Source organism: Oceanobacillus massiliensis str. N'diop (assembly GCF_000285495.1).
In the GTDB taxonomy this organism is placed as follows: Bacteria; Bacillota; Bacilli; order Bacillales; family Amphibacillaceae; genus Oceanobacillus; species Oceanobacillus massiliensis.
Genome location: NZ_HE610977.1, coordinates 39,990 through 61,229, shown reverse-complemented (window position 1 = coordinate 61,229; position 21,240 = coordinate 39,990). Strand labels below are relative to the sequence as shown.

The window sequence follows — 21,240 nt, the reverse complement described above, 5'->3', positions numbered from 1 at the left end:
TTTTAAAGGAAGAGGTCTGTCTATGTCCGAGGAAAAGATTTTAATAATTGCAGTTAAGAAGAACAATCAAACAGATGACCGATTTCAATCCTCTTTGGATGAATTGATTTCACTCGGGAAAACAGCTGGGGGGACGGTAGCAAAGGTCATCACTCAAAAAAGGAATCGAATCCATCCCGCAACCTATATAGGGGAAGGGAAACTTGCTGAAATAAAAGAACTGGTAGATGAAGAAGAAATAGATCTTGTCATATCCAATGATGAACTTTCAGCAGGGCAGATGAGAAATCTGACCGATTATCTGGGTGTCAGAATAATTGACAGGAGCCAGCTTATTCTTGATATATTTGCAATGCGGGCAAGAACGAAGGAAGGCAAGCTCCAGGTTGAACTTGCCCAATTGGAGTATATGCTGCCAAGACTTCACGGTCAAGGTGTTGCCATGTCCCGGCTAGGTGGAGGAATTGGGACAAGAGGACCCGGTGAAACAAAATTGGAAACGGACAGACGCCATATCAGCCGCAGAATCTATGATGTGAAGCGGAGACTGCAGCTGGTTGTAAAGCAAAGGGAGCAATACAGGAAACGCAGAAAAAACAATGATGTGTTCCAGATTGCGATCGTAGGCTATACAAATGCAGGGAAATCTACCATATTCAATCGATTGACACAGAGCGAGTCTCTGGAGGAGAATCTTCTGTTCGCTACCTTGGACCCACTTACAAGAAACATTAGAATGCCATCTGGGTATGAGTGCCTGATAACCGATACCGTAGGCTTTCTGCAGGAATTGCCGACATCATTGATAGCTTCCTTCCGTTCAACACTAGAGGAAGTTACAGAGTCTGATTTCCTGCTTCATGTAGTCGATGGTTCCCATCCCGATCAGACCCAACAGCAAGATACGGTTAATAGACTACTGGAGGAGCTGAATGCAGATCATCTGCCAATGCTGACATTATATAACAAAAAGGATTTGATCCAGGATGACTTTATCCCACTTAATCACCCATACATGCTGATCAGTGCCTATGAAAAAGAGGATATCCAGCGGGTGCTGCAGAAAATAGAAGAGATTTTAACCAGTGAATGGGACAGCTATCACGTTGTACTGACACCAGATGAAGGGAAATTAATGAATAGAATAACGAAAGAGACGATTGTAAAAAACAAAGCGTTTGATGAAGATGAAAATCATTATATTCTTAAAGGTTTTATAAGAAAAGATCATTCATTGAATAGTTTATTAAAGGAGCAATAAAGGTACATGATTGAAACATTGATACAGCAGGCTGAAGCTGATTGCAGTGAACAGCATAGAAGAATCAACACCATCGTGGAGACAAATCAAAAGCGTGTTCTCGATGCATTTATAAAAAACAGAATTAGTGATAGTCATTTCAATTCCACGAGCGGCTACGGATATGATGATGCCGGAAGAGAAGCATTGGAATCGGTTTATGCCGATGTCTTCGGTGGAGAGGATGCTCTTGTCAGACCGCAGATTGTGTCTGGGACACATGCCATTACAACCGTGCTGTTCGGGCTCTTGCGACCAGGGGATGAACTTTTATATATAACGGGAAAACCATATGACACATTGGAGGAAGTAATCGGAAAACGCGGAAACAATGCCGGTTCTCTGCACGACTTTCAGATTCAGTATAATGAAGTTTCCTTGAATACAGAGGGTTATATCGATTATCCTGGAGTGAATGCCGCCATTAATGAAAAGACAAAAGTCATTGGCATTCAGCGCTCAAAGGGATATGATAACAGACCATCATTTACCGTGGAGCAAATCGCTGAAATGGTTCGCTTTATAAAAGAAATAAACAAGGAAATAATTGTGTTTGTCGATAATTGCTACGGCGAATTTGTAGAAGAGAAGGAGCCGCTTCACGTAGGTGCAGATATCATGGCTGGCTCTTTAATCAAGAATCCTGGTGGTGGAATTGTACGGGCTGGAGGCTATATTGTTGGCCGTCATGATCTGATCAATCATTGCGCAAACCGATTGACAGCTCCAGGTCTTGGCAAAGAGACCGGGGCAACTTTTAATATGCTGCAGGAAATGTACCAAGGCTTTTTCCTTGCACCGAATGTTGTGGGGGAAGCGCTGAGAGGTGCTGTTCTAACTGCAAGATTTCTCGAGCTTTCTGGTTTCAGCACGTCACCGGGCTATATGGAGGAACGTACAGATCTTATCCAGTCGGTAACATTCGCTAAACCAGAGCAAATGATTGCATTTTGCCAAGCGATACAACAGAATTCTCCAGTTAATTCATATGTCACTCCATACCCAAGCGAAATGCCTGGTTACGAAGATAAAGTCATTATGGCGGCCGGCACATTCATTCAGGGTGCAAGCATTGAACTATCGGCAGATGGACCTATCAGGGCACCATATACAGCCTTTGTGCAAGGCGGACTTACCTATGCACATGTGAAAATTGCCCTGCAGGAGTCTGTGAAATACCTTATTCAAAAAGGTTTCTTATCCAGTGAAAAAGGGTAGAGTACTAAAGTCTGATATTTTAGAGATTTCGATGTCAGAAACACTAACATATTGTTGACATATAAATTTACATATTTTATACTTGGTGTATAAATGATTAAGGGGGTTATCTTTTGAATGATAAAGATCGTCGTTCGATGCCCTTGTTCTCAATTGGTATAGTTATTAAGCTGACAGAACTAACCGCCAGACAAATCAGGTATTATGAGGAAAATGAACTGATCAAGCCTGAACGAACTTCGGGAAATCAGCGGTTGTTTTCTTTTAATGATGTGGATAAACTGCTCGAGATCAAAGACCTTCTTGATAAAGGCTTGAATATGGCCGGCATTAAGCTTCTGCTTGCTGAAGAAGTGAAGGAAGCAGAAAAAAAGAAAGAGCAGGAATCCAGCCTATCTGATAAAGAGCTCAGAAACATTCTCAGAAATGAACTGAACAATGCTGGAAGACTAGGAAGAACAAGTATTAGACAGGGTGAACTATCAAGGTTTTTCGTAAAAAATTGATAAAGTATTGGAAAAATAGAGCTTCATACATAATGATGCGCCGTTTTTTCTAATTTAATACTTATAATAAATTTTTAGGAGGAATATGAATGGGAGAGAGATTTACAAGAGAAGCAATCATTCAACAGATTAAAGAGGAAAATGTGAGATTTATCCGTCTGCAATTTACGGATATGCTTGGAATCATTAAGAACGTTGAAATTCCTTTAAGCCAGCTGGACAAAGCGCTGGATAACAAAATGATGTTTGATGGATCATCCATCGAAGGATTTGTACGCATTGAAGAGTCTGATATGCTGTTATATCCTGATTTAGATACATTTGTTGTATTTCCTTGGACATCTGAAAAAGGAAAAGTGGCCCGTTTCATTTGTGACATCTACAATCCTGATGGCACTCCATTTGAAGGTTGCCCAAGATATAATTTGAAACGCAACCTGAAGAAAATGGAAGAGCTAGGTTTTGATGCATTCAATATTGGTACAGAACCTGAATTCTTCTTGTTTAAATTAGATGAAAAAGGCGAACCTACTCTTGAACTGAATGACCATGGCGGATATTTTGACCTTGCTCCAACTGATTTAGGTGAAAACTGCCGTAGAGATATCGTCCTTGAACTGGAAGAAATGGGCTTTGAAATTGAAGCTTCCCACCATGAAGTGGCTCCAGGTCAGCATGAAATCGATTTTAAGTATTCAAATGCTGTAAAACATGCAGATGATATTCAAACATTTAAATTAGTAGTAAAAACGATTGCCAGAAAACATAACTTGCATGCGACATTTATGCCTAAGCCACTATTCGGAGTGAACGGCTCTGGTATGCATACCAATATGTCCCTATTTAAGGATGGCAAAAATGCATTCTTTGATGAAAGCGGCGATTTGGAATTAAGTGGTACAGCCTATAATTTCCTTGCTGGTATTCTAAAGCATGCAACAAGCTTTACAGCTGTTACGAACCCTACTATCAACTCTTACAAGCGTCTGGTTCCTGGATATGAAGCACCATGTTATGTTGCCTGGTCCGGTTCAAACCGCAGTCCGCTGATTCGTGTTCCTAGCTCAAGAGGACTAAGCACACGTATCGAAGTAAGAAGTGTTGATCCAGCTGCAAACCCATACATGGCATTGTCAGTATTATTGGCTGCAGGACTGGATGGTGTTGAAAACAAGCTTGAGGCACCTGCTGCAATTGACCGTAATATCTATGTTATGGATAAAGCAGAACGTGAAGCAAACGGCATTCAAGATCTGCCGGCTACATTAATGCATGCGCTAGTGGAATTACAACAGGATGAAGTCCTTGTTAGTGCACTTGGCGAACATCTGTTCGAACACTTTATTGAAGCAAAAGAAATTGAGTGGGATATGTTCCGCACAACCGTACATCCTTGGGAGCGCGAACAGTATCTATCTAACTACTAAGCAAAGAGTAATAGATATTTGCCGGTAATGTGGGTGTTCTGTTGGTGGTAGGTATATTAATAGGTCCGCACCCACAAAATCGGCAAAAATTTGATTAACTGTCTTACTATAAAATATCGTTCAGGTATGATTCAAACTGAGCGGTATTTTTTTGATTGATTTTTACTTTAGATATCGAAAAAGCAATATAGACTTTTCGAATAATCACCGAAAATGAAATTGTAATGCAGTACAATCATAAGTTAAATTAACTAACTATGATATAATATATTCAAGATAGAAGATAAATGGAGGAAATTTCATGCAGCGTGGTACATTCCAATTAATGAAATCAGTAAATAAATCAAACATATTAAACAAGATTCGTACAGCAGAGCCGATTTCACGAGCGCAAATTGCAAAAGAGATAGAACTTACTCCCCCAACAGTTAGCAGTATTGTGAAAGAATTGATTGAGCAAGAATTAGTAAGAGAGAGCAGTCTGGGTAAATCTCAGGGCGGCCGGAAGCCCACGATGTTACATATCAATAATGAAGCATTTTATGTGATTGGTGTTGATGCTGGACCGGAAACAGTAGAATGTATTCTCACTGATTTAAAAGGAGAAATCTGTGAGAGAGCGCATAATAAGCTTAAAAAACCGATAACAAACAATGAATTTTTAACGATATTAAAAGAAACCATTTGGAAAATCCTGCATTCTTCAACTGTAAATCAGGAAAAAATATTAGGCATTGGTGTAGCCATGCATGGTGTTGTTGATGTTGAAACAGGAACATCAGTTATTGCGCCTAATCTGAACTTAATAAATATTCCTATTAAAACGGAGCTTGAGCAAGAATTTAACCTAACAATAAAGGTTGAAAATGATGCACGGGCAATGGCATTAGGAGAATCGTGGTTTGGCGGATATGGTGACGAGGACAGTATGGTTGCTGTAAATATTGGCCGCGGTGTTGGCTCGGGATTAGTTATCAATGGAAAGCTGTACCACGGTGAACATGATATCGCTGGGGAAGTTGGTCATATGACAGTTGATATGAATGGGGAAACCTGTGAGTGCGGAAATGTCGGGTGTCTGCAAACCTTTGTCAGTGGTGAAGCGATTGCAAAGAGAGCAAGTAACCAAGCGCCGGATAGGCAGCATAGGGAAGGTTTGACCGGTAAGGACGTCTTTGAGTTGGCTCAAAATGGAGATGACTTCTATAGAAACATTCTACAAGAAACAGGGAAAATAATAGGAATCGGTTTAACGAATTTAATTCATCTAATCAATCCAAGTAAGATTATTTTGGGTGGTGGGGTGATGAAAGGTGAAAAGTATATTTTGCCCGCAATCCAGCAAACAATTGAACAACGCGCACTAATCTTAAAAGCAAAGCAAACCAAGGTTTCTATAAGTAAGCTTGGTGAAGATGCAACATTGCTTGGAGCAGTATCCTTACTTCTCGTAGAACTATTTGATCCAGTTGAAAAAAGCTGAACACATCCGTGTTTCAGCTTTTATATTTTGGTTTAAATTTATGATTGTTAAATTTACGATTGCAAACCAAAAGTAAATACGGTCTGTTTTTGATAGCATTCTCCTGCTGGCAAAATAACACTTGGAAAGCCTTCATGATGTAACGATGCTGGCGAGCTTTGGGTTTCCAAACATACACCAAGATATCTTCTTGATGGACCTTCTTTCAATTCCAATCCATCCATCAGGGTATTAGAAGTATACATGACCATACCTGGCTGGTCCGTTTTCATAGTCATAATGCGTCCACTGCTGCTTTCTTGTACAACAGCATTATTTTCTAAATGATGATCAAAAACAAAATAATGATCATAACCTTTACCAGCAATTTTATTTTGAACGGAAACATCTTCGAATCCTTCTTTTAGTAATCTTCCACCACGAAAGTCAAATGAGGTTTCATCAACACTTATCAGTCTGCCAGTTGGAATCAGTTCCTGGTTAAGTTCGACAAAATGCCCGCTGTCAATAGTGACGTGATGATTCTCAACCGTATTTTTCAAATCGCCATTCAAATTAAAGTAAGAGTGATTTGTTAACGCAAGCGCAGTGGTTTTATCGCTAGTCGCTGAATATTCAAGTGTGAGTTTATTATCATTCGTTAACGTGTAAGTGACAGTAATATCTATATTTCCAGGATATCCTCCTTCTCCGTCAATGCTCTTATGGTCCAGTCTAATCCCGACAGCTTTTTTGTTCTGAAATGGTGTGACACTCCATTTAACCTGGTGAAATCCTTTGGATCCTCCGTGGAGTTGATGATGTCCTTCATTAGCTTCCAGGTGATAGGGCTGATTATTGATTTCGAATGAAGCATCTTCAATTCTTCCTGCAACACGTCCAATAATGGCACCAAAATAATTGGAATGATTCTGCTCATATTCAGTATAATTTTTGAATCCAAGTACGACATTCCCAAATTTTCCATTACGGTCGGGAACCATAATTTCTGTAATAATCCCACCGTAATCGAGGACACTGACTGTCATTCCCATATCATTGAATAAAGTGTATTCCTTCCATTTTCCTAAAATATCTTTGATATCTATCCTCATTGTTTCAGCCACCTACCTATTTAATGTTTCAATAAATCGTTCAAATGCAATTTGCTCCTTAAATACACCAGCGTCTTCTAGCACTTTTACAAATTTCCTTCCGAGCTCTTTTTTTAAAATCATTTCAGCTTGCTTGGGGGAAGAAAGTGTTCCATACTCATGCTTTATCCAATCAGCCCATGCTTGATGGTATGCTTCAACCTTAGTTGTTGCGCCAATCAAAAAATTTCTGATTTCTATTAACTCATCCTTCAATCTTGGAGGTAAGACAGCGAGCCCCATCACTTCAATTAAACCAATATTTTCTTTTTTAATATGATGTACATCTGCATGCGGATGGAAGATGCCCAGTGGATGTTCCTCTGATATGCGATTGTTCCGCAACGCAAGGTCGATCTCAAAGCCACCATTTCGACTCCTGGCTATTGGTGTAATCGTGTTATGTGGCGTATCCCCGGTAAATGCAATCACATTTGCCAGCTCATCTGAATAATATTTCCATGTTTGTAAAATATGGTCAGCTGCTTGAGCAAGCGTATTTATTTGCTCCCCCTTTAAACGAATGACAGATAGTGGCCATTTCAATATAGCCGCATTAATTTCTGGATAGCCGGATAATTTGAATGAATAATCTTCTGCGGCATTTGTCATCGCAAACTCGTAATGCCCTGCTTGATAATGATCATGACTTAATATCGAGCCGCCTACTATCGGTAAGTCTGCATTTGATCCAATAAAATAATGAGGGAATTTTTCTGTGAAAGTCAGTAGTCTTTCAAATGTCCTTTTGTCAATTTTCATGGCACGATGTTCTTGTGATAGCAAAATACTGTGCTCATTATAATAGACATACGGGGAATATTGCAGGTACCAATTTTCCCCTGCATTTTGAATCTTAACGACACGATGATTTGCTCTCGCTGGATGACCGATTCTGCCTGCATATCCTTCATTTTCGTAGCATAGCAGGCATTTTGGATAATTTACATTCGCTTTCATTGCCCGTTCGCGTTTAATCTGATCAGGATCTTTTTCAGGCTTTGACAGATTAATGGTAATATCTAGCTCCCCATAGATTGTTTCAGCTTTAAAGGATATATTGTTTTTGATCCGATTCATCTGAATATAGTTACTGTTTATACTGAGCTGATAGAAATAATCAGTCGCTGCTTTAGGTGATTGTTCATATTTTCTGTTAAAGTTTGCATTAATAACAGATGGCCTTGCAACAAAGCAATTCATGATATTCGCTGATAGAATTTCCTTATCATCCAAAACATCTTCAATTACGCCGTGATCAATGGCATAGGTAATTATTTTTTCAAGTATATTTGGGATAGAGTCATTTATAATCCGGTCGGCTTCATCTGGGAATGATTCTATTTGCAGTAGATTCATAACTTGATTTCGTACATAAATTTTGTCTGCATGCTCGATGAGTTTTGTCTCAATTCCTTTTTCGATGAGACCAGTAATGTACTCATGAATCATTTTCCCACGCCCTTGCCGTATCCATCAGGATATAGGGAATGCCAGTTCCAGGCATCCTGAATGATTTGATTTAACGAAGTGCGTTTTGGCTTCCAGTTTAGCACTTGCTTGGCTTTGGCTGAGCTTGCAATTAATGTGCTGGGATCTCCGGAACGACGCTTGCCAACGATAGCTGGTATATCTTTGCCTGTTATAATTCGCGCTGTTTCAATCATTTCTTTCACGGAAAACCCTTGATTACTTCCTAGGTTGAAAATATCACTTGAACCACCTTCTAATAAATAGTTCAATGCTAATAGATGGGCATCGATTAGATCTTCTATATGGACATAATCGCGGATACATGTGCCATCTGGTGTATCATAATCTTTACCGAAAATAGTGACATGGGAGCGCTTATTAAGTGCAGTTTGTAAAATTATCGGTAGAAGATGAGTCTCTGGACGATGATCTTCACCAATCTCAGCAGATTCCCGCGCACCAGCAACATTGAAATAACGTAAAGAAACATAATTTAGGCGATGTGCATGCTCGGTCCATTTCATTAGTTTTTCCATTGTTAATTTTGTTTCACCATAAGTACTTGTTGGATTTGTTGCCATTGTTTCCGTAAGTGGGAGCGAGTCAGGTTCCCCGTAGACTGCGGCCGTTGATGAAAATACGATATTCCTTACATCGTGCTCAACCATAACTTGCAACAAAACTTGAGTTCCATAAACATTGTTGTCAAAGTATTTAAGAGGGTTTTCCATTGATTCACCCACAAGAGAGGTTGCTGCAAAATGAATAACGCCATTAATGGACTCCTTTTCGAATACACTGCGGAGGAATTTGATATCTCGAATGTCCCCCTGATAAAATGTCGCGTTTGGATGTAGTGATTCTTTGTGTCCTGTCTCCAAATTATCGACGACAACAACATTTTCCCCTTGATCAATCAGTTGATATACGGCATGGGAGCCAATGTAACCAGCACCACCTAAAACTAGAACACTCATTGTACCACTTCCTTTGAAATTTCTTTTGCACCATCACCGATTGATGCAGTATAGAAAGTTGCGTCGTAGCCAATAGTACGATGATAGATTGCGTTTACCTTTTTCTTGAAGTCTTCAACCTTATTTTTTTCAACAATTGCGATCGCACATCCTCCAAAACCAGCACCGGTCATTCGTGCCCCTAATATACCTTCCTGTTTCCAGGCGGCTTGCACAATGGTATCAAGTTCGAGTCCGGTAACTTCATAGTCATCCTTAAGTGAAATATGGGATTCATTCATTAATTTCCCAAATCCTTGCAGATCACCCATTCGTAATTTATCAAGCGCTTCTAAAGTACGGGCGTTTTCGTATACGATATGTTTAGTTCGCTTCCGATTCGTTATGTTCGTGATAAGGTGTTTATGCTTCTCAAATTCTTCTATAGTCAATTCTCCAAGACTGTCTATATGGCATTCCGTTTGCAAGTCTTTAAGGGCAAGTTCACATTGTTTACGCCGTTCATTATATTTGGAACCTGAAAGCGTACGTTGTTTGTTCGAATTAATGATAATAACAGCGTGTTTTTTTAGTGAAATTGGTGCATATTGATATTCTAATGTTTTGCAGTTTAATAGAATGGCATGGTCTTTCATTCCTTTCCCGACTGCAAATTGATCCATGATTCCACTATTCACACCAATATACTCATTTTCAACCATTTGTCCGAGTTGAATAATTTTCAAACGGTCAATGGTTAGATCATATATTCCTTCCAAAAGAATTCCCGTTACCATTTCAATCGAAGCAGAAGAAGAGAGACCCGCACCACTTGGAATGTTTCCAAAAAATAAAATATCAGCGCCATGTGAAATGTCATATCCGGATTTTTGTAAGTATAGAAGCATTCCTTTTGGATAGTTGGCCCAATCATGATTGTCATTAAAGGATAAATCAGATAGATCACATTCCATGATTCCCATCTGAGCAAAATTCATCGAATAAAGCCGCAATCGTTTATCGTTTCGTTTATTCCCTATGGCATATGTTCCTAAAGAGATTGATGCAGGGAATACATGCCCACCATTGTAGTCTGTATGTTCACCTATTAAGTTGATTCTTCCTGGGGCAAAGAAGGACCGAGGTAGTGGGGGGGTTCCAAATTTTTCCTGGAATACGTTTGCGAGTTCCTGTGTATTCATAATAACCTCCTATATTATCTGTATTAGGTGGAATTTCAAAGAGAAATACGTACATAAAATGTTTTAAATATTAATAAAAAACTATAATAGTTAATTAATTTAATTAACTTAATGGTACTATATTTATTTTATAAAAACAAGGATTAATTGAAAGAGGATATGAGAGTGAACTGTCAGGATAGAAGTCATTTATAAAATATTTATGTAAATTATGCGGATCGCGATTGATGGGACAGGTCAAAACAGTCTACCGGCAAAGTAAAAAGAAAGGAGCAAATTAATCAATGGAAGATACTACCGAATCTTGTGCTGCTTGGGGAGGGATGGATCTGTATATAAATTTGGATATTGGTTCAATAAGATTGATTTGCAAAAGCCGGCTGAATTTCGCGGAAACACATCAATGCCGTAAAGTTTATGCTCAGCAAAATCGAATCATCCAGAAGTGTTGGGGGTAGCAAGGAATTGGACACCAAACTAACCTAAATGAAGAAAGTGCAATCCGACAGATATGAGCACAAGGGGAAAGCTAGGGCTTTAAATAAACCTGATACGTTCGTTTATTTCAAGGTAGATAGAATCCTCCCCAAAGTATTAAAACCTAATTGACATACATAAAATCCATGTTTATAATAAGCTTTAATTAAATTAATTAACTAATGTTTATTATCAGAATATTTAATGGTTATGATACAAATCAAGTAAATTTTATAACGATACAATTTTAAGTTTTTTTAATTAGTCAAACAATTACCATTGACAAGCTAAAAGTTTGTGTTTATTATTTAATTAGTTAATTAATTTAATTAATACATGTTTACCTTTTTATTTTTTCTTTCTTATGAAAGCGAATACATTGAAGGATGTCCTGTCTGCTTTGTTCATAAACAATGAAAGGAGGAAGGAACAACAGTATCCATTAATTTATAATTATTGAAATGTAAAGGGGAGATTCAATGATGAAGATGAGGTTAGTGTTATTTATTGGGATAGTTTTAACTGCTATCGCACTTATCGGATGTAGCGGCGGAACAGATGATGCTGGTGGGAAGGTTAAGGTGCCAGAGGGTGCTACAGAGGTTGTCATGTGGAACCTGTTTGGTGGCGGTGATGCGGATTTTATGCAGGAGATTGTTGATGAATATAACGCAAGTCAGGAAGAGATTTTCATAAACAATGTTCAACAAGAATTTGAAGAGTATTATACCAAGCTGATTACAAGTGTTTCTGCAGGCAAAGGACCGGATTTGGCTGTATCTCATACGAATGTGCTGCCGGAATTAGTTAGCCAGGGGCTTGTCCAGGAATTGGACACATATGGTACAGAAGTTGGGTTGGACTGGGAAGATTTCAATCAAAACATTTTGGAATCGACAGTTTTCGATGGAGAGCACTTTGCTGTACCGATCGATACACACCCGCATATTTTTTTCGTGAATAACCAGCTTGTCGGTGATGCAGGACTTCTGAATGAAGATGGAAGTGTAAAAATGGAACAGACTCCAGAAGGGTTTGTTGAGTTTCTGACAACACTTAAAGAAGAATTGCCAGAAGGTAAATTTCCAATGGCGTTTTCTACGGCTGGTGTCGATTCCTATCGATTATGGTTCTCCTTCTATAGCCAATTAGGCGGGGAGAATATCGTAACGGATGATTTGGATAACCCAGAATATGTACTTGATGTTGAAAAAGCAATTGAAGCTGCAAATTATATGCATGATTTATGGCATAAGTATGAGGTTATTCCATTAAACTTAGCGGATTTCTATGCTGATTTCCAGTCTGGCAATGCAGCCACTATTTCTACTGGAGTATGGGCAACAGGTACCTGGGAGGCTACTGAAGATTTAGATTTTTCAGCAATGCCTGCGCCAAATATATTTGGTCAGGACAGTGCATTTGGTAATTCGCATACCTTTGTGATTCCTACTAATCAAGATGCAGATCCGGAAGTTCAAAAAGGTGCCATTGAATTTATGGACTACGCTACAGATAAAGGTGTAAATTGGGCCGAGGCAGGTCATATTCCCGCAAAAACATCCATTGTCGAATCGGAAGAATATGCTGAACTTCCGTATCGCAGTGATTATGCAGAAGTAGCAAACTATGTTAATTTTCCAGACCAAACCATTCATGCTCGCGGTATTCAGGACATACTTATTCGCAACCTTGATTTAATTTGGACAGATGAGGCTTCTCCTGAGGAAGCGTTTGACCTAATTGAAAATGAAGTAAAAGCGCTAATAGGAGAATAATTTTAACGGTCATTGCTCCTAATTTACTTTAGGAGCTCTTGATTTTTGAGGGGAAGGAGTCTATTTATGAAAAATAAGTTATGGATACAGGATATGAAGGCCGTTCCTTTTCTATTGCCGTTTTTAATCGTATACCTAATCTTCACTATATTCCCTGTTATCAAAGGGTTGGAAATGAGCTTTTATGATTGGTCACTAATTGGCAAAGTGGACTTCATAGGGTTGGAAAACTTTACGGCCATGTTCAGTGATCCTTATTTCTGGAGAAGTCTTGGAAATACAACACTATTTGTTGTTTTAACAACACCAACAATGATGCTGCTGGCACTAGGACTAGCATTGCTTGCTAACTTAAATACGAAGCTTCAAACCTTTTTCAGAGGAGCTTATTTTATTCCGAGTATCTTATCTGTCGCGGTTATTTCCTTTCTGGCAATCTTTATGCTGCAGCCATATAACGGATTCGTTAATACCATCCTCCATACTATAGGAATGGAAGCCGAGCCTTTTTGGCTGGCCGATAAATTCCTTGCTTGGATTACGATTGTAGTTGTTACATTATGGTGGACGGTTGGGACAAATATGATTTTATTCCTTGTAGCACTGCAGGATATTCCAGAAGCATTATACGAGGCAAGTGAAATAGATGGAGCAAGTCGCTGGGAGCAGTTTTGGTATATTACTTTGCCGCAGCTTAAGCCAATTTCCAAAGTGATTTTGCTGTTGCAGGTTTTAGCTTCATATAAAGTATTTGCACAAATTATGCTAATCACTGGCGGTGGGCCTGGCGGAGCAACTAGACCTCTCATTCAATATATCTATGAAACTGGCTTCACACAAAATAATTTAGGGTATGCTGCTACCATGTCTTTTGCACTGTTCTTTATCCTGCTGATTTTGTCGATAATCCAGCTAAGGCCACATAGATCGGAGGAGAGGTAAGATGGGACAACCGAATCCAATTCCAATTATAGATGAACAAAAACCAATCAAGAAAAGGAATGGGCGGGAAACAAATAATAAAAAGAAACAATCTAAACAATTGAACAGGAATCGTGATCCATTTCTTCCTGTCAAAATTACGATAGCGATTGCTGCGGGAGTCCTGTTCGTTTTTCCTATCATATGGATGATTTTTGTTTCCATAAAACCAGATGGATACAGTACAGCGAATGCAATAGAATGGTTTTTGCCACCATTTACATTTTCAAATTACACAAATATTATTTCCGAAACGTTAATACTTCGATGGACATTCAATAGTTTTATCGTAGCCCTTATTACAACAATTTTAACGTTAATTGTGACATCATTAGCTTCTTTTGCAATATCTCAAATGAAATTCCGTTTCAAAAATACTATTTTTATATTCTTTCTAATAGGCTTAATGATTCCTGGGGAAGCCACCATTATTCCACTATATGAAACAGCGAAAAGTTTAAACTTGATTGATAGTTATGCAGGACTAATTCTGCCGATGATCGCTTCACCACTGGGTGTAATCATATTAAAGAGTTTCTTCGATGGCATACCCAAAGAACTATTTGAAAGTGCAAAAATGGATGGGTGTTCAAATTTTAAACTGTTTTATAAAATCGCTTTGCCTCTTGCCAAGCCAGCCTTAGCGGCGATAGCTATCTTTACATTTATTGGGTCTTGGAATAATTTCTTATGGCCGTACTTGTCAATCTTATCTGAAGAACTCTATACGTTACCAGTAGGTCTTCCAGTATTTAATTCCAGCTACTCACAGGCATATGTGTTGCCAATGACAGCTAATGCTATCGCCTCCATTCCGGTTATTATCGTGTTCTTGATCTTTCAAAAACAAATCATTAAAGGAATTAGTTTTACAGGGCTAAAAGGGTAATCGATAGAAAACGGACATATATTCCGAAAAGCCACCACTGCGGCAATTGATGCAATTTCAAAGAACAATTTAAACCAGTAGATCCTGATCCATGAATCGAATCCACATCATTTTTCATATCGAACCAATTAATTAAAGGGGGTGTGGTCTATGCGTAATAAGGAGATGGAAACACGTTCATGTTGCTCAGTAAGGAGATCGGATATTTCCAGAAGAAGCCGTAATGGAATAGCCCCTTCAGATATTCAGACGGGAAACGTCAGGTATCAAGACAAAATGGTGCATCTACCTGGTGGTGATTTATTAATGGGAACGGAGGATAAAGAGGGGTTTCCATCTGACAGGGAAGGCCCAATAAGAAACGTTAAAGTAGAACCATTCTACATTGATAATCACGCCGTTAGCAACAGGGAATTCAAACGCTTTGTTGATGAAACGAATTATCAGACAGTGGCTGAGAAATTTGGCTGGTCCTTTGTGTTTTATGAATTTTTGACCCTCGAGCAATTGAATGATGAAGAGCAATTGCAGGATGTGCCATGGTGGTATGCTGTGAAAGATGCCTTCTGGTATCAGCCTGAAGGGAAAGGGTCGACGATTGAGCGGCGTTTGGACCATCCTGTTGTACACGTATCCTGGTATGACGCCACGGCTTTTTGTGATTGGGCTGGAAAGCGTCTGCCGACAGAACGTGAATGGGAATTCGCTGCTCGCGGAGGACTTGAACAGAAAAAATATCCATGGGGAGATGAGCTAACTCCGGATGGAAAGCACTTCTGCAATATTTGGCAGGGAAAGTTTCCGCAATATAATTCAAAAGAAGATGGCTATTTAGGCACAGCCCCCGCAAAGTCGTTTCCGCCAAATAATTATGGGCTTTATAATATGTCGGGAAATGTATGGGAATGGTGTTCAGATTGGTTCAATCAAGACAACCAGACGCAGAAGAGCATGCGCGGTGGATCCTATCTATGCCATCAATCCTATTGCAATCGTTATCGTGTAGCGGCAAGGAGTTCAAATACGATGGATAGTTCAGCGGGGAATATAGGTTTTCGTTGTGTACGTGATGGATGACGTAGACAGACAGGGATTCCAGTGCATAATCCATCCAAACGGCTGTTAAAATGGCTGGACTGGTGGAGAAAGAATAGATAGAGTTCAAGATTAGCTTACTGATTGCCTCGGGATTTAGTGAGGGAGTGCAAGTTTTGGATAGAAAAATGAATTGTCTGCAGCAGACAATTCAAAGCAAAAAATTTGGTTATTAAATGATAGATGTAATATTACTCATACTTGGAGGGCGAAAACGGTGAAAAACAATCCGAATATTTTGTTGATTTTGACGGATGATTTAGGGTTTTCTGATTTAAGCAGTTATGGAGGTGAAATCAGCACACCAAATTTGGATCAACTGGCTAACAATGGATTACGCTTCACTCAATTCTATAATTCAGCGCGCTGTTGTCCGAGCCGTGCTTCCCTATTAACCGGTTTGTATCCGCATCAAGCTGGTATAGGGGAAATGACGGAGGATAGAGAAACACCAGGATACCGCGGCTATTTGAAAAACCAGTGTGTCACGCTTGCAGAAGTTTTAAAAGAGGGTGGTTATCACACGTACTTATCAGGCAAATGGCATGTTGGAGAGCGTATGCCAACTGAACGTGGGTTTGATGACTTTTATGGATTATTGGGAGGATTTGCGAGTTTTTGGGACAAGGAGAATTATGTTCGCTTACCTGAAGGGCGGCCAGAACGAAGCTATTCCGACGGTGAATTTTATGCTACAGACGCAATTACTGATCATGCATTGGATTTCATCGAGGAGTCTCGCAGTGATGAACAGCCTTATTTTCTATACCTATCCTATAATGCGCCACATTTTCCATTGCAGGCACCGAAAGAGGACATTTTAAAATATGAAAAAATATATGAAAAAGGATGGGATAGGATACGGGAAGAACGGTTAGAAAGAATGAAACAATTACAGACAATGGATAAGGATATGCAATTGACGCCACGCTCAGAATATTGGAATCGGGACCGTAACATTAGCGGAGTCAATCCAGCCTGGGAATCCATTGATCCAGACCGAAAAAAAGATTTGATACGGCGGATGGCTATTTATGCCGCCATGGTTGACCGGATGGACCAGAATGTCGGCCGCGTAATTGAAAATCTTCGGGACCATAATGAACTTGATCATACATTGATACTGTTTTGTTCCGATAATGGGGCATGTGCGGAGTGGGATCCATGGGGATTTGACGACTGGATAACAACTTCAAACTTTTTGCATCGAAAAGAAGATTTGGATCGGATGGGTGGACCCGAATCCTATCATAGTTATGGATCCGGATGGGCAAATGCGTGCAGTACGCCATTTCGTATGTATAAGCACTATGCACATGAAGGCGGAATTAGTACGCCCTTAATTGCCCACTGGCCAGAAGAGGTAAAACGAAGAGGAGAGATCGAGCACTATTCAGGTCACTTTATTGATTTTATGGCTACTTTTATCGATATTACCGGAGCTTCATATCCAGAGGAATTTAAAGGGCACAAGATACTCCCGATGGAAGGAAGGAGCCTGATGCCAGCTTTCAAAGGAGAGCCTACCGAACCTCGAATATTGTGTTTCGAACATGAGGACCATTGTGCCATTCGCGATGGTGAGTGGAAACTTGTGAAAATAAAAGAAAAAGACTGGGAACTTTACAACATGAATAATGATCGGACCGAGATGAATAATTTGGCAAATGAATATCCTGAACTGGTAGAACAGATGAAGCAAAAGTGGGGGGATTGGGCTGCTAGAACGGACGTGTATCCACGATCTAAAGTGTATTGATTTTAAACAATAGCATCGCCTAGTAATAGATTATTTTATATTTGTTTTCTATCATTTAAAACGATAAATAAGGAGAGATTCACATGACAAAAACAATTGCAACCTATCAACGCACAGAATATCCACGTCCTCAATTTCAAAGAACTTCATGGAAAAACCTGAACGGAACGTGGAAGTTTGCATTTGATGATGAGAATATAGGGGAGAAAGAGCAATGGACGAACAAGCCGGGCTTTACAACGGATATACAGGTACCGTTTACGTATGAGACGACAGCAAGTGGAATTGGCGAAGAAGCTTTCCATCCCTATGTCTGGTATCAAAGAACATTTGAAATTCCAGAAGCTGAAATAGGAAAAAGGACAATCTTGAGATTTCAGGCATCGGATTATTCAACAAAGGTATGGGTTAATGGTAAATACATCGGTAATCATATTGGTGGGAACGCTTCTTTTTCTTTTGATATTACGGATGCGATTGATTATAAAAAGAAGAACGAACTTGTTGTAAAAGCAGAAGATAGTATGAGCTGCTACCAGCCAAGAGGGAAACAACGTTGGAGAGATGAAAATTTCGGGTGCTGGTATGTGCAGACAACAGGGATATGGCAAACAGTCTGGCTTGAATTCTTGAATGAAGCAAGTATTGACAATGTAAAAATCACTCCTGATTTCGATGCGCATTCTGTCCAATTTGATTATGCATTGAGCGGTTCATTTAGTAAAGATTTGACTTTAGAAACTACAATCAGTTTTTCAGGTGAAACAGTAAAACAATTTTCTATTACACCAGATCGTTCGAGTGTGAGTTTTGGAGTGGATATTCATTCCGATTTACATGAGTGGAAAGTTATGCACTGGACTCCTCAGCACCCCAATCTATATGATGTTACATTTAAACTATATGAAAATGGGAGATTACTAGACGAAGTAGATTCATATTTTGGTATGCGGAAAATTTCAATCAAGGATGGACAGGTGCTTCTTAATAATGAACCTTTCTATCAGAAACTTCTTTTAGATCAAGGATACTGGTCGGAAACGATGCTTACACCGCCATCGGACGATGCCATACTGGAGGATATAGAAAAAACAATTGAGATGGGTTTCAATGGAGTCCGTAAACATCAAAAGCTTGAGGATGAACGCTTTTTATATTGGTGTGATAGAAAAGGGTTACTGGTCTGGTCGGAAATGGCTGCTACGTATGAGTTTTCGGATGAGGCTATTGAGAACTTTACGAAAGAATGGCTGAATATCGTTCAACAGCATTATAATCATCCATCTATTATTACATGGGTACCATTTAATGAATCATGGGGCGTCCCAAATATCTCATCCAATAAAAAGCAGCAAGCGTTTACGGAATCAATTTACTATTTAACAAAGTCAATTGATTCACAGCGCCCGGTTATCGTGAACGATGGTTGGGAACACACGGTTTCAGATATTATTGCACTTCATGATTACGAAGAACTTGGGGAATTGTTCCTGGAACGCTATAAAGACAAAGATAGTATAATAAATAATGAATTACCTCATAACAATAAGAGGTATGCATTTGCGAATGGCTACGAATATAAAGGGCAGCCTATAATGATTACTGAATACGGGGGAATTGCCTTTAACGATGAAAGCGGCTGGGGATATGGGAATCAAGTCAATACAGAGGCGGAATTCCTCAGCAGATATCGAAGTATCACAGATGCTATTAAATCCATACCTTATATAACTGGTTACTGTTACACACAAATAACGGATGTCCAGCAGGAAGTTAATGGGCTATTGAAAGAAGATAGAACACCTAAGATAGAGTTAGGAAAGATCAAGGAAATCAATGATTCAACTAAATAGCATGTGACAATAAACCTATAGCAAGAGATCCACCACTTAAAGTGATGGATCTCTTGTTTATATTCCAATTAAAAAAGAGGAGCCCTGACCCGATTAACTGGTCATAGCTTCTCTTTTTTAATGGATATTTCTGTATAGGCCGATTACTTTCCCCAAGATGCTTACATTTTCATAGATTAGAGGTTCCATCGTTGCATTTTCAGGCTGCAGGCGAATATGTCCCTTCTCTTTGAAGAATCGTTTTACTGTTGCTTCATTGTCTTCTGTCATTGCAACAACGATGTCACTGTTATCAGCGGTATTCTGCTGCTTGACGATTACCATATCACCATCAAGTATACCTGCCTCTATCATACTTTCTCCCTCAATGACCAAAACAAAAAGATTATCGTCAGGACTTGAAGTGGAACTTGGAAGAGGAATGAATTCTTCTATATTTTCGACAGCAGTTATCGGAAGACCCGCTGTAACTTTCCCAATTACCGGGGCATAGCGAGCTTCATCCTTTGGAATGTGGTTATCCTCATCTGTATCAAGAATTTCAATTGCTCTTGGTTTTGTAGGGTCCCGACGGATAAACCCCTTGCTCTCTATCCTTTCAAGATGTCCGTGGACAGTAGAACTGGAAGCAAGGCCAACAGCAACGGCAATTTCTCGAACGGAAGGTGGATATCCTTTTTGTCTAACTTCATCTTTTATAAAATCAAGAATCAATTGTTGTCTATTTGAAAGTTTTGTCATCTAGTGTTCACCTCTCACATAGGATTTATTAATGATAGTTTACCATTGTACATATGAATAAGCAAACATTCGTTCTAAAAAATGTTGACAAGACCATATGTTCGGTAGTATACTTTTTATTAAGCGAACAGTCGTTCTAAAAAATATTGAGGGGGACTTTACATGTTTGAAAAAATTTCAAAATCGGATGCTTTTTATTTAGTTGCTTTTGCGTTAACATTAGCTTTTCTATACTTCTCCATGGTAACAAGTGGATAATTAGTTCAGAGCAGGAGGTTCTTAGATTGAATGCTGTAATTTACTGTCGTGTCAGTACAGACAAAAAAGAGCAGGAGACTTCATTGGCACGGCAGAAAAATGAATTGCTCCAGCTTGCTGAGAAATATAGCTTTACGGTAGTCAAATGTATCGAAGAACAGGTAAGCGGATATGAAATTGAACGGGATGGGATATTTCAAATGCTTGATTGTTTTTCCCGGGAGGAAGCACAGTGCCTCCTGATACAGGATGAAACAAGGCTGGGCAGGGGGAATACGAAAATTGCCCTGTTCCATCAACTTCAAAAATTAAACATCCCTATCTACTCTGCGATACATGAAGGAGAGCTGGAATTGACGGAATCAGATTCCATGGTATTGCAGATTGTTGGGATAGTGGAAGAATACCAGCGCAAGATTCATAATATGAAAATTAAAAGAGGCATGAAAAAGGCAATAAGCGAGGGCTATGATCCGAGGCAAAACTTATCCAATCTTGATAAGGCGCCTGGAAGGGAGCGTATTTCCTTTCCAATCGAAGAGGTTGTGCGGCTTCGTGAAAATAAACTTACATATGATGAGATAACAAAGACTTTAAATGGATTAGGCTATAATGTCTCAAAAGCAACCGTTCACAGGAGATACAGGGAGTTTCAAAATACTTGAATAACCAATGGCGGTAGAGTACGATGAAGAGGCAGGGATGATCATA

The 21,240-nt window shown here is 39.3% G+C and carries 17 protein-coding genes; 12 read left to right on the top strand and 5 right to left on the bottom strand.

The genetic code is table 11. The features are described from left to right. Nucleotides 1–22: 22 nt before the first annotated feature. From hflX to OMHG_RS05890, 5 genes are all read left to right on the top strand, one after another. Nucleotides 23–1,261, top strand: a complete 1,239-nt coding sequence (hflX, locus tag OMHG_RS05910) for a GTPase HflX (protein WP_010649183.1) — start codon at nt 23–25, stop codon at nt 1,259–1,261. A 6-nt stretch (nt 1,262–1,267) separates the two neighbouring features. After that, nucleotides 1,268–2,518: a methionine gamma-lyase family protein gene (locus OMHG_RS05905; protein WP_010649181.1), complete on the top strand. Its 1,251-nt coding sequence runs from the start codon at nt 1,268–1,270 to the stop codon at nt 2,516–2,518. A 137-nt stretch (nt 2,519–2,655) separates the two neighbouring features. Beyond that, nucleotides 2,656–3,024, top strand: coding sequence for a MerR family transcriptional regulator (locus OMHG_RS05900; RefSeq protein WP_044476844.1), 369 nt, complete (start codon nt 2,656–2,658; stop codon nt 3,022–3,024). Nucleotides 3,025–3,113: 89 nt separating this feature from the next. After that, nucleotides 3,114–4,451 carry a type I glutamate--ammonia ligase gene (gene glnA, locus OMHG_RS05895; protein ID WP_010649177.1) on the top strand — a complete coding sequence of 446 codons (1,338 nt, stop codon included), beginning with the start codon at nt 3,114–3,116 and terminating at the stop codon, nt 4,449–4,451. Between the two features lie 301 nt (nt 4,452–4,752). Next, nucleotides 4,753–5,934, top strand: coding sequence for an ROK family transcriptional regulator (locus OMHG_RS05890; RefSeq protein ID WP_010649175.1), 1,182 nt, complete (start codon nt 4,753–4,755; stop codon nt 5,932–5,934). Nucleotides 5,935–5,987: 53 nt separating this feature from the next. Here OMHG_RS05890 and OMHG_RS05885 read toward each other — a convergent pair whose 3' ends face one another. From OMHG_RS05885 to OMHG_RS05870, 4 genes are read right to left on the bottom strand one after another with little or no spacing between them, the layout of a single operon-like run. Then, nucleotides 5,988–7,028 (bottom strand): aldose epimerase family protein, encoded by a 1,041-nt coding sequence (locus tag OMHG_RS05885; protein ID WP_010649173.1) that lies wholly within the window; start codon nt 7,026–7,028, stop codon nt 5,988–5,990. Nucleotides 7,029–7,040: 12 nt separating this feature from the next. Further along, on the bottom strand, nt 7,041–8,519 hold the full coding sequence (gene galT, locus OMHG_RS05880; protein ID WP_010649172.1) for a UDP-glucose--hexose-1-phosphate uridylyltransferase: 1,479 nt from the start codon (nt 8,517–8,519) through the stop codon (nt 7,041–7,043). Beyond that, the gene (gene galE / locus OMHG_RS05875) at nt 8,516–9,517 is read right to left on the bottom strand and encodes a UDP-glucose 4-epimerase GalE (RefSeq protein WP_010649170.1); all 1,002 of its coding nucleotides are present in this window, start codon (nt 9,515–9,517) and stop codon (nt 8,516–8,518) included. The genes galT and galE overlap by 4 nt, the downstream gene beginning before the upstream one ends. Continuing rightward, nucleotides 9,514–10,698 (bottom strand): galactokinase, encoded by a 1,185-nt coding sequence (locus OMHG_RS05870; protein WP_010649169.1) that lies wholly within the window; start codon nt 10,696–10,698, stop codon nt 9,514–9,516. Before OMHG_RS05870 ends, galE begins: the two co-directional genes overlap by 4 nt. 959 nt (nt 10,699–11,657) lie before the next feature. Here OMHG_RS05870 and OMHG_RS05865 point away from each other — a divergent pair. The 6 genes from OMHG_RS05865 (at nt 11,658) to OMHG_RS05840 (ending at nt 19,530) form a co-directional block, all read left to right on the top strand. After that, nucleotides 11,658–12,953: an extracellular solute-binding protein gene (locus tag OMHG_RS05865; RefSeq protein ID WP_010649167.1), complete on the top strand. Its 1,296-nt coding sequence runs from the start codon at nt 11,658–11,660 to the stop codon at nt 12,951–12,953. Nucleotides 12,954–13,019: 66 nt separating this feature from the next. Further along, nucleotides 13,020–13,895 (top strand): carbohydrate ABC transporter permease, encoded by an 876-nt coding sequence (locus OMHG_RS05860; RefSeq protein ID WP_010649166.1) that lies wholly within the window; start codon nt 13,020–13,022, stop codon nt 13,893–13,895. Nucleotide 13,896: 1 nt separating this feature from the next. Then, complete coding sequence (locus tag OMHG_RS05855) at nt 13,897–14,823, top strand: carbohydrate ABC transporter permease (protein ID WP_010649165.1); 927 nt, start codon at nt 13,897–13,899, stop codon at nt 14,821–14,823. 150 nt (nt 14,824–14,973) lie between these two features. After that, nucleotides 14,974–15,900, top strand: a complete 927-nt coding sequence (locus OMHG_RS05850) for a formylglycine-generating enzyme family protein (protein ID WP_010649164.1) — start codon at nt 14,974–14,976, stop codon at nt 15,898–15,900. 235 nt (nt 15,901–16,135) lie between these two features. Continuing rightward, the gene (locus tag OMHG_RS05845; protein ID WP_010649163.1) at nt 16,136–17,677 is read left to right on the top strand and encodes an arylsulfatase; all 1,542 of its coding nucleotides are present in this window, start codon (nt 16,136–16,138) and stop codon (nt 17,675–17,677) included. Between the two features lie 83 nt (nt 17,678–17,760). Next, nucleotides 17,761–19,530, top strand: coding sequence for a glycoside hydrolase family 2 protein (locus OMHG_RS05840; RefSeq protein ID WP_010649162.1), 1,770 nt, complete (start codon nt 17,761–17,763; stop codon nt 19,528–19,530). A 117-nt stretch (nt 19,531–19,647) separates the two neighbouring features. Here OMHG_RS05840 and lexA read toward each other — a convergent pair whose 3' ends face one another. After that, nucleotides 19,648–20,271 (bottom strand): transcriptional repressor LexA, encoded by a 624-nt coding sequence (gene lexA, locus OMHG_RS05835; protein WP_010649161.1) that lies wholly within the window; start codon nt 20,269–20,271, stop codon nt 19,648–19,650. Between the two features lie 284 nt (nt 20,272–20,555). On the opposite strand from lexA, the gene OMHG_RS05830 reads away from it, so the two are divergent. Next, entirely contained in the window at nt 20,556–21,194 is a 639-nt protein-coding gene (locus OMHG_RS05830) for a YneB family resolvase-like protein (protein WP_010649160.1), read from the top strand. The last annotated feature ends 46 nt before the right edge of the window (nt 21,195–21,240 follow it).

Coding starts and splice junctions, on each gene's coding strand:
- OMHG_RS05865 (WP_010649167.1), top strand. CDS start 11,658: ATGAAGATGAGGTTAGTGTTATTTATTGGGATAGTTTTAACTGCTATC.
- OMHG_RS05840 (WP_010649162.1), top strand. CDS start 17,761: ATGACAAAAACAATTGCAACCTATCAACGCACAGAATATCCACGTCCT.
- OMHG_RS05885 (WP_010649173.1), bottom strand. CDS start 7,028: ATGAGGATAGATATCAAAGATATTTTAGGAAAATGGAAGGAATACACT.
- OMHG_RS05860 (WP_010649166.1), top strand. CDS start 13,020: ATGAAAAATAAGTTATGGATACAGGATATGAAGGCCGTTCCTTTTCTA.
- OMHG_RS05870 (WP_010649169.1), bottom strand. CDS start 10,698: ATGAATACACAGGAACTCGCAAACGTATTCCAGGAAAAATTTGGAACC.
- OMHG_RS05900 (WP_044476844.1), top strand. CDS start 2,656: ATGCCCTTGTTCTCAATTGGTATAGTTATTAAGCTGACAGAACTAACC.
- OMHG_RS05850 (WP_010649164.1), top strand. CDS start 14,974: ATGCGTAATAAGGAGATGGAAACACGTTCATGTTGCTCAGTAAGGAGA.
- galT (WP_010649172.1), bottom strand. CDS start 8,519: ATGATTCATGAGTACATTACTGGTCTCATCGAAAAAGGAATTGAGACA.
- glnA (WP_010649177.1), top strand. CDS start 3,114: ATGGGAGAGAGATTTACAAGAGAAGCAATCATTCAACAGATTAAAGAG.
- galE (WP_010649170.1), bottom strand. CDS start 9,517: ATGAGTGTTCTAGTTTTAGGTGGTGCTGGTTACATTGGCTCCCATGCC.
- OMHG_RS05855 (WP_010649165.1), top strand. CDS start 13,897: ATGGGACAACCGAATCCAATTCCAATTATAGATGAACAAAAACCAATC.
- hflX (WP_010649183.1), top strand. CDS start 23: ATGTCCGAGGAAAAGATTTTAATAATTGCAGTTAAGAAGAACAATCAA.
- OMHG_RS05890 (WP_010649175.1), top strand. CDS start 4,753: ATGCAGCGTGGTACATTCCAATTAATGAAATCAGTAAATAAATCAAAC.
- lexA (WP_010649161.1), bottom strand. CDS start 20,271: ATGACAAAACTTTCAAATAGACAACAATTGATTCTTGATTTTATAAAA.
- OMHG_RS05905 (WP_010649181.1), top strand. CDS start 1,268: ATGATTGAAACATTGATACAGCAGGCTGAAGCTGATTGCAGTGAACAG.